Annotated in this window: 13 protein-coding genes; all 13 read left to right on the forward strand. The window is 61.7% G+C overall.

Features of this window, described 5'->3' with window-relative positions; genetic code table 11:
• The first annotated feature begins 1 nt into the window (after position 1).
• The 13 genes from flhF to DLD99_RS08605 all read left to right on the forward strand — a co-directional run bounded on the left by flhF (position 2) and on the right by DLD99_RS08605 (position 12,277).
• Entirely contained in the window at positions 2-1,342 is a 1,341-nt protein-coding gene (gene flhF, locus DLD99_RS08545; RefSeq protein ID WP_085710485.1) for a flagellar biosynthesis GTPase FlhF, read from the forward strand.
• A gap of 113 nt (positions 1,343-1,455) precedes the next feature.
• Entirely contained in the window at positions 1,456-2,286 is an 831-nt protein-coding gene (gene fleN / locus DLD99_RS08550; RefSeq protein ID WP_003222917.1) for a flagellar synthesis regulator FleN, read from the forward strand.
• Entirely contained in the window at positions 2,283-3,023 is a 741-nt protein-coding gene (fliA, locus tag DLD99_RS08555) for an RNA polymerase sigma factor FliA (protein WP_007951959.1), read from the forward strand. Before fleN ends, fliA begins: the two co-directional genes overlap by 4 nt.
• Positions 3,024-3,190: 167 nt before the next feature.
• Entirely contained in the window at positions 3,191-3,562 is a 372-nt protein-coding gene (locus DLD99_RS08560) for a chemotaxis response regulator CheY (RefSeq protein ID WP_003183998.1), read from the forward strand.
• A gap of 17 nt (positions 3,563-3,579) precedes the next feature.
• Complete coding sequence (locus DLD99_RS08565; RefSeq protein WP_085710486.1) at positions 3,580-4,368, forward strand: protein phosphatase CheZ; 789 nt, start codon at positions 3,580-3,582, stop codon at positions 4,366-4,368.
• Between the two features lie 39 nt (positions 4,369-4,407).
• On the forward strand, positions 4,408-6,693 hold the full coding sequence (locus tag DLD99_RS08570; RefSeq protein WP_114881909.1) for a chemotaxis protein CheA: 2,286 nt from the start codon (positions 4,408-4,410) through the stop codon (positions 6,691-6,693).
• Positions 6,694-6,742: 49 nt separating this feature from the next.
• Positions 6,743-7,879, forward strand: coding sequence for a protein-glutamate methylesterase/protein-glutamine glutaminase (locus tag DLD99_RS08575; protein WP_114881910.1), 1,137 nt, complete (start codon positions 6,743-6,745; stop codon positions 7,877-7,879).
• Positions 7,879-8,619, forward strand: a complete 741-nt coding sequence (locus tag DLD99_RS08580; RefSeq protein ID WP_085710490.1) for a flagellar motor protein — start codon at positions 7,879-7,881, stop codon at positions 8,617-8,619. The genes DLD99_RS08575 and DLD99_RS08580 overlap by 1 nt, the downstream gene beginning before the upstream one ends.
• Positions 8,620-8,631: 12 nt before the next feature.
• A complete protein-coding gene (gene motD / locus DLD99_RS08585) occupies positions 8,632-9,522 on the forward strand; it encodes a flagellar motor protein MotD (protein ID WP_085710492.1) in 891 nt (296 codons plus the stop codon).
• 43 nt (positions 9,523-9,565) lie between these two features.
• Positions 9,566-10,354: a ParA family protein gene (locus tag DLD99_RS08590; RefSeq protein WP_085710493.1), complete on the forward strand. Its 789-nt coding sequence runs from the start codon at positions 9,566-9,568 to the stop codon at positions 10,352-10,354.
• A 2-nt stretch (positions 10,355-10,356) separates the two neighbouring features.
• On the forward strand, positions 10,357-11,310 hold the full coding sequence (locus DLD99_RS08595) for a CheW domain-containing protein (RefSeq protein WP_114881911.1): 954 nt from the start codon (positions 10,357-10,359) through the stop codon (positions 11,308-11,310).
• Between the two features lie 85 nt (positions 11,311-11,395).
• On the forward strand, positions 11,396-11,881 hold the full coding sequence (locus DLD99_RS08600; protein WP_007959223.1) for a chemotaxis protein CheW: 486 nt from the start codon (positions 11,396-11,398) through the stop codon (positions 11,879-11,881).
• Positions 11,882-12,277: a DUF2802 domain-containing protein gene (locus DLD99_RS08605; RefSeq protein WP_085710496.1), complete on the forward strand. Its 396-nt coding sequence runs from the start codon at positions 11,882-11,884 to the stop codon at positions 12,275-12,277. It begins immediately after the preceding gene.
• Positions 12,278-12,298: the final 21 nt, after the last annotated feature.

The following is a 12,298-nucleotide window of genomic DNA, read 5'->3' on the forward strand; positions in this document are numbered from 1 at the left end:
TATGCAAGTTAAGCGTTTTTTCGCCGCCGATATGCGTCAGGCCATGAAGCTGGTTCGTGATGAGCTGGGCGCTGATGCCGCCATCATTGGCAACCGCCGCATTGCCGGCGGCGTCGAGCTGACGGCGGCGCTGGATTACAAACTGTCGGCGCTGGCGCCACGGGTTCCGAACATGGAACTCGAAGACGAGCTGCGCAAGACCCAGTCGCGCATCGTCACTGCCCAGGCCGAACTGAGCATGCGTGGTGAGGCCGACGGCAACACCAATCGCCAGTTGTTCTCCGGTCTGCCATTGACCGCCGGCCTGCCGCTGACAGCAGCCGAGCCTCTGACAGAACCGACGTACGCCGCACCGGCCCGTCCAGCCCCGGCACCTGCGCCGGCTGCCGCTGGCGTCGATCCGCGTGCGCTGGATTCGATGCGTTTCGAACTCAACAGCCTGCGCGAGCTGATGGAAGTGCAGCTCGGCACCCTGGCCTGGAATCAGCTGCAAGGCAGCCGTCCGGCTCAGGCCAATCTGTATCGTCGTCTGCAACGCATCGGTCTGTCCGGTCCGTTGTCCCGCGACCTGCTGGCGCTGACCAGCGATATCGAAGAACCTCGTCAGGCCTGGCGCATGCTGCTCGCGCACCTGGCGCGGATGATCGCCACACCGGAAGTCGAGCCGCTGGAAGAGGGCGGTGTGATTGCCATGGTCGGCCCGGCCGGCATGGGCAAGACCACCACCCTGGCCAAACTGGCTGCCCGTTACGTACTCAAGTACGGCGCGCAGAACATTGCGCTGGTGAGCATGGACAGTTTCCGCATCGGCGCTCAGGAACAGTTGAAAACCCTGGGCCGGATCCTCAATGTGTCGGTGACCCACGTCGACCCGGGCCAGTCCCTAGTGCAGGCGCTGGATCCACTGCTGCGCAAACGCGTGGTGCTGATTGATACCGCCGGCCTGCAGGCCAGCGATCCGGCACTGCGCATGCAACTGGAAAGTCTGGCCGGTCGTGGCATTCGGTCGAAAAATTATCTGGTGCTGGCAACCACCAGCCAGAAACAGGTTCTAACCGCCGCTTATCACAGTTACAAGCGTTGCGGGCTCGCCGGGTGCATCCTGACTAAACTGGATGAGACGGCCAGCCTTGGCGAAGTGCTGAGCCTGGCGATCAGTCATGAACTGCCGGTCGCCTACCTGACCGACGGCCCACGGATTCCGGATGATCTGCATCTGCCGCGCCGTCATCAGTTGGTCAGCCGCGCCGTCAGCGTGCAAATGCAGGAAGAACCCAGCGAAGAAGCCATGGCTGACATGTTCGCTGATATCTACCACAGCCCGACCAAGCAGGTTGGCTGAGGTAATGAACAGTTTTTGTACCTACATCGATGGTCTGCCACGCATTGTTCCGGTTGTGAACGCGCAGCCAGTAATGTGGCCTCCGTCTATGCAAGACAAGGTAAAGAAATAACATGGGCAGCATGCATCCCGTACAGGTGATCGCGGTGACCGGCGGCAAAGGTGGCGTCGGCAAGACTAACGTGTCAGTGAACTTGTCCCTGGCGCTGGCAGAGCTTGGCCGTCGGGTCATGCTGCTGGATGCCGACCTGGGTCTGGCGAACGTCGACGTTCTGCTGGGCCTGACGCCCAAACGTACTTTGGCCGATGTGATCGAGGGCCGCTGCGAGCTGCGCGACGTGCTGTTGCAAGGTCCCGGCGGGATCCGCATCGTGCCGGCCGCTTCCGGCACGCAAAGCATGGTTCACCTGAGCCCGGCCCAGCATGCCGGTCTGATTCAGGCGTTCAGCGACATCGGCGACAATCTCGACGTACTCGTGATCGACACCGCTGCGGGTATTGGTGACTCGGTAGTCAGTTTTGTTCGCGCTGCGCAAGAAGTGTTGCTGGTGGTCTGCGACGAGCCGACCTCGATCACCGACGCCTACGCGCTGATCAAGCTGCTCAACCGTGATTACGGCATGAACCGCTTCCGCGTCCTGGCCAACATGGCCCAGAGCCCGCAGGAAGGTCGCAACCTATTCGCGAAGTTGACCAAGGTCACGGATCGCTTCCTCGACGTCGCCTTACAATACGTCGGTGCGGTGCCTTACGACGAAAGCGTGCGCAAGGCGGTGCAGAAGCAGCGTGCGGTCTATGAAGCCTTCCCGCGTTCCAAGTGCGCACTGGCATTCAAGGCGATCGCGCAAAAGGTCGACACCTGGCCGCTGCCCGCCAACCCGCGCGGCCATCTCGAATTTTTCGTCGAGCGCCTCGTGCAGCAAACGGCAGGACCTGTGCTATGACCGCCAGCGGTATGAACCTTTACAAAAAGTCGGCGCGTGACGCGCAGTACGAGCTCATCGAGCGTTACGCGCCACTGGTCAAACGCATCGCCTACCACTTGCTGGCGCGGTTGCCGGCCAGTGTGCAGGTCGAAGACCTGATCCAGGCCGGGATGATCGGCCTGCTCGAAGTCTCGACCAAATACGACGCCAGCAAGGGCGCCAGTTTCGAAACGTACGCGGGCATCCGGATCCGCGGCGCCATGCTCGATGAAGTACGCAAGGGGGACTGGGCACCGCGCTCGGTTCACCGCAATACCCGTATGGTCAGCGACGCGATTCGCTCGATTGAAGCTAAAACCGGCCGTGACGCTAAAGATCACGAGGTTGCGGCCGAACTCCAGTTGAGTCTCGACGATTACTACGGGATTTTGAACGACACCCTGGGCAGCCGACTGTTCAGTTTCGACGACCTGTTGCAGGACGGCGAACACGAAGGGCTGCACGAGGATGGCGCCAGTGCTCATCTTGAGCCGTCACGCGATCTGGAAGATGAACGCTTCCAGGCGGCGCTGGCGGACGCGATTGCCAATTTGCCGGAGCGTGAGCGACTGGTGTTGGCGCTGTACTACGACGAAGAACTGAACCTCAAGGAAATCGGTGAAGTCCTTGGCGTCAGTGAATCGCGGGTCAGCCAGTTACACAGCCAGTGCGCGGCCCGCTTGCGGGGGCGTTTGGGGGAGTGGCGAGCGCGCTGAAGGCAGTGTGGGGACACTGCGAACGAGGCTGGTGCGGTGGTGAACGGCACCGGTCTTGCTCTGTTGTGCTCCAGACAGTCATCGAGTGCTTTGCCGGATTGATTGAAATGGCGCGTCCAGGTGCTGGACGCGTTTAAGACTGCTTGGAGGTCGAATTGAACAAAGACATGAAAATCCTCATCGTTGATGACTTCTCAACGATGCGGCGGATCATCAAGAACCTGTTGCGTGACCTCGGGTTCACCAACACCGTTGAAGCCGACGATGGCACCACCGCCATTCCGGTGCTCAACAGCGGCAGCATCGACTTTCTGGTGACCGACTGGAACATGCCCGGCATGACCGGTATCGACCTGCTGCGTCACGTGCGCGCCGATGAAAAACTCAAGCACCTGCCGGTGCTGATGGTGACCGCTGAAGCCAAGCGCGAGCAGATCATCGAAGCGGCCCAGGCCGGCGTTAACGGCTACGTGGTCAAACCTTTCACGGCTCAGGCGCTGAAAGAAAAAATCGAGAAGATTTTCGAACGCATCGGCTGATGACGCGCGGGGGAGCTATGGAGCATAAAGAATCTTCACAGGGCGACTTCGAGTCGACGCTGAAAAAACACGCGGTCGAACTGGTCGAAAGCCTTGAAAAAGGCAGGTTCGGCGACGCTGTGCAACTGATCCATGAGCTCAATCAGACCCGTGACCGTGGCCTGTATCAGGAAGTCGGCAAGCTCACGCGCGAACTGCACAGTGCGATCGTCAACTTCCAGATCGACCCGCACATGCCGCAGGCCGAGGAAGTGTCGCAGATCACTGATGCGACCGAGCGCCTGGGCTATGTGGTCAAGCTGACCGAAGCTGCGGCCAACCGCACCATGGATCTGGTGGAAAGCGCCACGCCGGTGGTCAATGGTCTGGCTGATGAAGCCCAGGCGTTGAGTGCCGACTGGGGACGTTTCATGCGCCGCGAAGTCGGGGCTGAAGAGTTCCGCGAACTGGCGCGTCGGGTCGACGGTTTTCTGTCACGCAGCAGCGCGGACAACCGCGCGGTGTCGAGCAACCTCAACGACATCCTGCTGGCCCAGGATTACCAGGACCTCACCGGTCAGGTGATCAAGCGCGTGACCCAACTGGTCACCGAAGTCGAAAGCAATTTGCTCAAACTCGTCCTTATGGCCAGTCAGGTTGACCGCTTTGCGGGCATCGAACATGACCGTGCGGCGATGCTCGCTGAAAAAGATCCACAAAAACATCTCTCGCAGGGTGAAGGTCCGCAGATTCATGCCGATAAACGAGAAGACGTTGTGTCCGGTCAGGACGATGTGGACGATTTGCTATCCAGCCTTGGATTTTGAGTTTTTTTGGGTTTTTAGACCTGTAGGAGCACCCCATTAATGAGCTTCGGCGCCGATGAAGAGATCCTTCAGGATTTCCTGGTTGAGGCCGGCGAGATTCTTGAGCAACTGTCCGAACAACTGGTCGAGCTGGAAAGCCGCCCGGATGACGCAGATCTGCTCAACGCAATTTTTCGCGGTTTCCACACTGTAAAAGGGGGCGCCGGCTTCCTTCAGCTCAACGAGCTGGTGGAGTGCTGTCACATCGCCGAAAACGTGTTCGACATCCTGCGCAAGGGTGAGCGTCGCGTAGATGCAGAACTGATGGACGTGGTGCTCGAAGCGCTGGACGCGGTGAACAGCATGTTCAGCGAAGTCCGCGATCGCAGCCCGATTACCGCTGCAACCCCGGAACTGCTGGCCGCCCTGGCGCGCCTGGCCGAACCGCAATCGGCGGATGAAGCCCCGGCTTCGCCTGTGGCCGAGATGATCGAAGAGCTGGTCGTTGAAAACGAAGCCGGCGACTCCGGCGACATCACCGATAACGAATTTGAACAGCTGCTGGACTCGCTGAACGCCGTCAAGGCCGAAGCCGAAGCCCCGGCGGCTGCCGCTGCGCCTGCTTCCGACGAAGCGGCCAGCGATGAAATCACCGACGCCGAGTTCGAGTCGCTGCTCGACCAGTTGCACGGCAAGGGCCAGTTCGCGGCCGACGCCGTGGCACCGGCGGCAGCAGCCCCGACTGCTCCGGCGGCGGGCGACAGCTCGGACATCACCGACGACGAATTCGAAGCCTTGCTCGATCAGTTGCACGGCAAGGGCAACTTTGCTGTCGATGCACTGGAGTCGGCCATTGCTTCCGTCCCTGCGAATGCAAATGCTGCCCCGGCAGCGGCGGCGGCCGGTAGTGATCTGATCACCGACCACGAGTTCGAATCGCTGCTCGACGATCTGCATGGCAAAGGCAAGTTCACTGACGTCGCCACCGGTGCCGTCGTGACGGCCGGCAATGCTTCGGCTGTTGCAGCGCCTGCCGCCAAGGCCCCGGCCGCTGCGGCAAAACCCGCTGCAAAAGCGCCTGAGCCCAAGGCCGAACCGGCCAAACCGGCTGCCGCTGCTGCACCGGCTCCGGCCCGTGCGCCGGCGACTCCGCCACCGGAAAAACCGGCGAGCGAAGCCGAGACCACCGTGCGTGTGGACACCGCACGTCTCGACGAAATCATGAACATGGTCGGCGAGCTGGTGCTGGTGCGTAACCGTCTGGTGCGCCTGGGCCTGAACAGCGGCGACGAGTCGATGCAGAAGGCCGTGTCGAACCTCGACGTGGTTACCGCCGACTTGCAGACCGCTGTCATGAAGACCCGGATGCAGCCGATCAAGAAAGTCTTCGGCCGCTTCCCGCGTCTGGTTCGCGACCTCGCGCGTCAGCTCAAGAAAGAAATCAACCTGGAACTGGTGGGCGAAGAGACCGACCTCGACAAGAACCTCGTCGAGGCACTGGCCGACCCGCTGGTCCACTTGGTGCGCAACGCGGTCGACCACGGCATCGAGTCGCCGGAAGAACGCGAAGCCTCGGGCAAGGCTCGTGGCGGCAAGGTGATCCTGGCGGCCGAGCAGGAAGGCGACCACATCCTGCTGTCGATCTCCGACGACGGCAAAGGCATGGACCCGAATGTCCTGCGCGCCATCGCCGTGAAACGCGGTGTGATGGACAAGGATGCGGCGGATCGTCTGAGCGACACCGAGTGCTACAACCTGATCTTCGCCCCGGGTTTCTCGACCAAGACCGAGATCTCCGACGTGTCCGGCCGTGGTGTCGGCATGGACGTGGTGAAGACCAAGATTTCCCAGCTCAACGGTTCGATCAACATCTACTCGACCAAGGGCGCCGGCTCGAAAATCGTCATCAAGGTACCGCTGACGCTGGCGATCATGCCGACCCTGATGGTGATGCTCGGCAACCAGGCGTTCGCGTTCCCGCTGGTGAACGTCAACGAAATCTTCCACCTCGACCTGTCGACCACCAACGTGGTGGACGGCCAGGAAGTGGTGATCGTGCGGGACAAGGCGCTGCCATTGTTCTACCTCAAGCGCTGGCTGGTCAGCTCCGCCGCTCACGAAGAGCAGCGCGAAGGCCATGTGGTGATCCTTTCGGTGGGCACCCAGCGGATCGGCTTCGTCGTCGATCAACTGGTCGGCCAGGAAGAAGTGGTCATCAAGCCATTGGGCAAAATGCTGCAGGGAACCCCGGGCATGTCCGGCGCCACCATTACCGGTGACGGCCGCATTGCGCTGATTCTCGATGTTCCAAGCATGCTCAAGCGTTACGCCGCACGGCGTATTTGAATCCGGGGCAGCGGGGCGACAACGTCCCGCTGCACCTAATGGAGTGTTTATGGCAGTCAAAGTCCTGGTGGTGGACGATTCGGGTTTTTTCCGCCGCCGCGTCTCGGAAATTCTTTCAGCGGATCCGAGCATCCAGGTTGTCGGTACGGCAACCAACGGTAAAGAGGCGATCGATCAGGCCCTGGCCCTCAAGCCGGACGTGATCACCATGGACTACGAGATGCCGATGATGGATGGCATCACGGCGGTGCGGCACATCATGCAGCGCTGCCCGACCCCGGTGTTGATGTTCTCCTCGCTGACCCATGAAGGCGCCCGGGTGACCCTGGATGCGCTGGATGCCGGCGCGGTGGATTTCCTGCCGAAGAATTTCGAAGACATCTCGCGCAATCCGGAGAAGGTCAAGCAACTGCTGTGCGAGAAGGTGCACAGCATCTCGCGCAGTAACCGTCGTTTCAGTGCCTACAGTGCGCCGGCGCCAGCCGCTGCACCGGCACCTGCGCCGACTCCGGCTGCGGCACCGTCGAGCTTTGGCAGCCACAGTGCGCCGGCTCGTCCGGCACCGGCGCCTGCACCGGCTCGCGCTCCGGCCGCCAGCGCTTCGTCGCCCGCGCCGAAACGCAAGGCCTACAAGCTGGTGGCGATTGGTACGTCGACCGGTGGCCCGGTTGCGCTGCAGCGGGTTCTGACCCAGTTGCCGGCCAACTTCCCGGCGCCGATCGTGCTGATCCAGCACATGCCGGCCGCTTTCACCAAGGCGTTCGCCGAGCGTCTGGACAAGCTGTGCCGCATCAGCGTCAAGGAAGCCGAGGATGGCGACATCCTGCGTCCGGGTCTGGCGCTGCTGGCGCCGGGTGGCAAGCAGATGATGATCGACGGCCGTGGCGCGGTGAAAATCCTGCCGGGCGACGAGCGTCTGAACTACAAGCCTTGCGTGGACATCACCTTCGGTTCTGCGGCGAAATCCTACAGTGACAAAGTTCTGGCGGTCGTGTTGACCGGCATGGGCGCCGACGGTCGCGAAGGCGCGCGTCTGCTCAAGCAGGGCGGCAGCACTGTCTGGGCCCAGGACGAAGCCAGTTGCGTGATCTACGGCATGCCGATGGCGATCGTCAAAGCTGACCTCGCGGATGCGGTGTACGGTCTGGACGATATCGGCAAGCACATCGTCGAGGCGTGTATCTGATGGATGTTCTAAGCCTTATCGGGATCATCATGGCGTTTGTCGCCATCATCGGCGGCAACTTCCTTGAAGGCGGTCACCTCGGCGCACTGGCCAACGGCCCGGCGGCGCTGATCGTGCTCGGCGGGACCATCGGTGCCGCCTTGCTGCAATCGCCGATGAGCGCGTTCAAGCGTGCCATGCAAATCCTCGCCTGGATCTTTTTCCCGCCCCGCGTGGATCTGGCCGGCGGCATCGACCGCGTCGTCAACTGGAGCCTCACCGCACGCAAGGAAGGCCTGCTGGGCCTGGAAGGCGTGGCGGATGCCGAACCCGACGCCTACTCGCGCAAGGGCCTGCAACTGCTGGTCGACGGCGCCGAGCCGGAAGCGATCCGCAGCATTCTCGAAGTGGATTTCTACACCCAGGAAGCCCGCGACATCGAGGCCGCCAAGGTCTTTGAAAGCATGGGTGGTTACGCGCCGACCATCGGTATCATCGGTGCGGTGATGGGCCTGATCCACGTGATGGGCAACCTGGCCGATCCGTCGCAACTGGGCAACGGTATCGCCGTGGCATTCGTCGCCACCATCTACGGTGTGGCCAGTGCCAACCTGGTGTTGCTGCCGGTCGCTGCCAAGCTCAAGTCAATTGCGTTGCGGCAGTCGCGTTATCGCGAAATGTTGTTGGAAGGTATTTTGTCGATCGCTGAAGGTGAAAACCCACGCTCCATCGAGTTGAAGCTTCAGGGCTTCATGGATTAAGGGACTAACCTCATGGCACGTCGTCGCCAGCATGAAGAGCACGTAAACCATGAACGTTGGCTGGTTTCCTACGCCGACTTCATCACCTTGCTCTTTGCCTTTTTCGTGGTGATGTACTCCATCTCGTCGATCAACGAAGGCAAGTACAAGGTCATCTCCGAAGCGCTGATCGGGGTCTTCACCGACTCCGACCGCTCGCTCAAGCCGATCCCGATCGGTGAGGAACGCCCGAAAACCGTGACCCCGGCCAAGCCGCTGGTCAAGGACTCCGAACAGGTCGATGCCGGCATTGCCGGGGCCAGCGATCCGCTGAAAAGCATCGCCGACGATATCAGCGCCGCGTTCGGCGACTTGATCGCGAGCAACCAGATGACCGTGCGCGGCAACGAGCTGTGGGTCGAGATCGAACTCAACTCCAGCCTGTTGTTCGGCAGCGGTGATGCGATGCCGAGCGACATCGCGTTCAACATCATCGACAAGGTCGCGGCGATCCTCAAACCGTTCGACAACCCGATCCACGTCGAAGGCTTCACCGACGACCAGCCGATCCGCACCGCGCAGTACCCGACCAACTGGGAACTGTCCTCGGCGCGTTCGGCGAGCATCGTGCGCATGCTGGCGATGCAGGGCGTCAACCCGGGCCGCATGGCCTCGGTGGGTTACGGCGAATTCCAGCCGGTGGCCAACAACGCCACCGCCGAAGGCCGGGCGAAGAACCGTCGCGTGGTGCTGGTGGTGTCGCGCAATCTCGATGTGCGTCGCAGCCTGACCGGCACCGGGACCGCCAATGCAACACCGGACGCCGCGTTGAAGCGTGCTGGCACACAAACTGCACCGACCCCGGTCAAGACGCCGGGACGCGAGAGTGCCGTCAATTCTCCGTCGCCCGCATTAATACGCTGAGCCATGTCTCGGCCGAGCATCTCGGCCGGGAGGAACAATCCGAATGAGAGTCTGGGCAGTCGCCAATCAAAAGGGTGGTGTTGGTAAAACCACTTCTTCCATCGCTTTAGCCGGTTTGCTGGCCGAGGCGGGCAAACGCGTGGTCGTGGTCGATCTCGACCCGCACGGCTCGATGACCAGCTATTTCGGTTACGACCCCGACAGCCTGGAACACAGCAACTACGACCTGTTTCTGCACAAGGGCAGTGTGCCGCAGGGCCTGCCGGGCCAGTTGCTGCTGTCCACCAGCGATGAACGCATTTCCCTGTTGCCGTCCAGCACCGCGCTGGCCACCCTCGAGCGTCAGTCGCCGGGGCAGAGTGGCCTGGGTCTGGTGATCGCCAAGAGTCTGGCGCAGCTGTGGCAGGACTTCGATTACGCAATCATCGACAGCCCGCCGTTGCTCGGCGTGCTGATGGTCAACGCCCTGGCCGCCAGTCAGCAACTGGTGATCCCGGTGCAGACCGAACACCTGGCCGTCAAAGGCCTGGAGCGGATGGTCAACACCCTGGCGATGATCAACCGTTCGCGCAAACAGGCGCTGCCGTTCAGCATCGTGCCGACCCTGTTCGACCGCCGCACCCAGGCGTCGATGGGTACCTTGCGCGTGCTGCGCGACAAATTCCCCGAGGAGATCTGGCAGGGTTATATCCCGGTCGATACCCGTCTGCGCGACGCCAGCCGTGCTGGTGTCACGCCTTCGCAATTCGACGGCAAGAGCCGTGGCGTGCTGGCTTACCGCGCGCTGCTCAAGCATCTGCTGGCGCAGCAACTCGTTCCGCAGGTGGCCTGAGCATGAATCGGCCGATCAAGCTGACATCGAAGCCGCAACTGGCGCTGCAGTCCTATCTGGACGGCTTGCTGCAGGAGGTGACGGAAGAGATCCCGCAGGCCGTCGAGGCGCCGGTCGAGGTGGTCGAGAACACCGCCGTACTCGATGAATTCCAGGCCGCCGTGCTTGAAGAACAGGCCCGCGATGCGCAACAAGCCGCGCGACCGGTCGCCCCGGTTGCAGCGCCGGCGGCTGTGGTAGCGAAGGCACCTGCAACGTTGATCAAAGAGCCTGAGCCGGTGCGCGTGGTCTCGACGCTGGCACCGCTGCTGCAAACCCAACTTCTGCAAACGCCGCCGGTTCCGGCGGCGCCAGCGCCCGAACCTGAAACGCCTGCACCAGCCCCGGTCGAGCCGACTCTGGTTGCGCCACTGGTGGAAGTGCATCTGCCACCGAGCAATACGCCGCCACCGGTGGAAACCGACGGCCGCCCGGCCTGGGCGTCGGAAGCCTTCGAATGCCTGTTGTTCGATGTGGCCGGGTTGACCCTGGCCGTGCCGCTGGTGTGCCTGGGCTCGATCTATTCGCTGGCCGGCCATGAGCTGACGCCGCTGTTCGGTCAGCCGGAATGGTTTCTCGGCATCCTGCCAAGCCAGGCCGGCAACCTGAAGGTGCTGGACACCGCGCGCTGGGTCATGCCGGATCGCTATCGCGATGACTTCCGTCAGGGCCTGCAATACGTGATTTCGGTACAAGGTTACGAGTGGGGGCTGGCGGTGCATCAGGTCAGCCGCTCGTTGCGCCTGGACCCGAATGAAATCAAATGGAGAAGTCAACGGGGTCAGCGGCCATGGCTCGCGGGCACGGTGATTGAACACATGTGCGCCTTGCTCGATGTCTCCGCACTGGCCGAGCTGATCGCCAGCGGTGGGGCAAAGCACATGTCCGGCAGTAAGCCGAACCACAAACCGACATAAAACTTACATAACAGACAGCACCGGCATACGCATGGCGGCGCACAGAACACACACCGCCAGGCGCGGTTTTTCGAGGGGCTAGGGTATGAACGACAAGGCTACTGCGGCAAAGGGTTCCGAAGATCCGATCCTGCAATGGGTGACCTTCAAGCTGGACAACGAAACCTACGGCATCAACGTGATGCGCGTTCAGGAAGTCCTGCGCTACACCGAGATCGCTCCGGTTCCGGGTGCTCCAAGCTACGTGCTGGGCATCATCAACCTGCGCGGCAACGTGGTGACCGTGATCGACACCCGTCAGCGCTTCGGCCTGATGAGCGGCGAGATCAGCGACAACACCCGTATCGTCATCATCGAAGCCGACAAGCAAGTGGTCGGCATCATGGTCGACAGCGTGGCTGAAGTGGTTTACCTGCGTCAGTCGGAGATCGAGACCGCACCGAACGTCGGTAACGAAGAGTCGGCCAAGTTCATCCAGGGCGTGTGCAACAAGAACAACGAGTTGCTCATCCTGGTCGAGCTGGACAAGATGATGAGCGAAGAAGAATGGTCGGAACTGGAGAATATCTGATTGATTCTCGAGGTAGCGGTCATTGTCCTGTTCCTGTTCTGGGCAGGCACGCTGGCGATGTTTCTGGCGTACATCAAGGCGCAGCGCGTGATCGCTGCGCAACAGGCCCAGGGCGATGCGCTGCGTGACCAGCGCATCAAGGACCTGGCCAAGCGTGTCGACGATTACCAGAACGGCAACGTGCGCATGGGCGAAGCCCTGCACGAGCTGCGCGCGGTCGTCAGTCCGATCCCGGACAAAATCACCCAGCTCGAACAGCGCGACCCGTCCAGCCTGTCATTCGCCCAGGCGGCGAAACTGGTGGGGATGGGCGCGAGTGTCGATGAGCTGACTCAGTCCTGCGGGTTGACCCAGGCTGAGGCGGAGTTGATGCGCAAGCTGCACAGAAGCAGTTGAGAGTTTCGAGCGGAACAAAAA

This window comes from Pseudomonas kribbensis (assembly GCF_003352185.1).
Lineage (GTDB): Bacteria > Pseudomonadota > Gammaproteobacteria > Pseudomonadales > Pseudomonadaceae > Aquipseudomonas > Aquipseudomonas kribbensis.

Bases quoted from the DNA above. Each gene is read 5' to 3' on its own strand.
- DLD99_RS08560 (WP_003183998.1), top strand. From the start codon at position 3,191: ATGAAAATCCTCATCGTTGATGACTTCTCAACGATGCGGCGGATCATC.
- DLD99_RS08595 (WP_114881911.1), top strand. From the start codon at position 10,357: ATGAATCGGCCGATCAAGCTGACATCGAAGCCGCAACTGGCGCTGCAG.
- DLD99_RS08590 (WP_085710493.1), top strand. From the start codon at position 9,566: ATGAGAGTCTGGGCAGTCGCCAATCAAAAGGGTGGTGTTGGTAAAACC.
- DLD99_RS08580 (WP_085710490.1), top strand. From the start codon at position 7,879: ATGGATGTTCTAAGCCTTATCGGGATCATCATGGCGTTTGTCGCCATC.
- motD (WP_085710492.1), top strand. From the start codon at position 8,632: ATGGCACGTCGTCGCCAGCATGAAGAGCACGTAAACCATGAACGTTGG.
- DLD99_RS08600 (WP_007959223.1), top strand. From the start codon at position 11,396: ATGAACGACAAGGCTACTGCGGCAAAGGGTTCCGAAGATCCGATCCTG.
- fliA (WP_007951959.1), top strand. From the start codon at position 2,283: ATGACCGCCAGCGGTATGAACCTTTACAAAAAGTCGGCGCGTGACGCG.
- DLD99_RS08575 (WP_114881910.1), top strand. From the start codon at position 6,743: ATGGCAGTCAAAGTCCTGGTGGTGGACGATTCGGGTTTTTTCCGCCGC.
- DLD99_RS08570 (WP_114881909.1), top strand. From the start codon at position 4,408: ATGAGCTTCGGCGCCGATGAAGAGATCCTTCAGGATTTCCTGGTTGAG.
- DLD99_RS08565 (WP_085710486.1), top strand. From the start codon at position 3,580: ATGGAGCATAAAGAATCTTCACAGGGCGACTTCGAGTCGACGCTGAAA.
- flhF (WP_085710485.1), top strand. From the start codon at position 2: ATGCAAGTTAAGCGTTTTTTCGCCGCCGATATGCGTCAGGCCATGAAG.
- fleN (WP_003222917.1), top strand. From the start codon at position 1,456: ATGGGCAGCATGCATCCCGTACAGGTGATCGCGGTGACCGGCGGCAAA.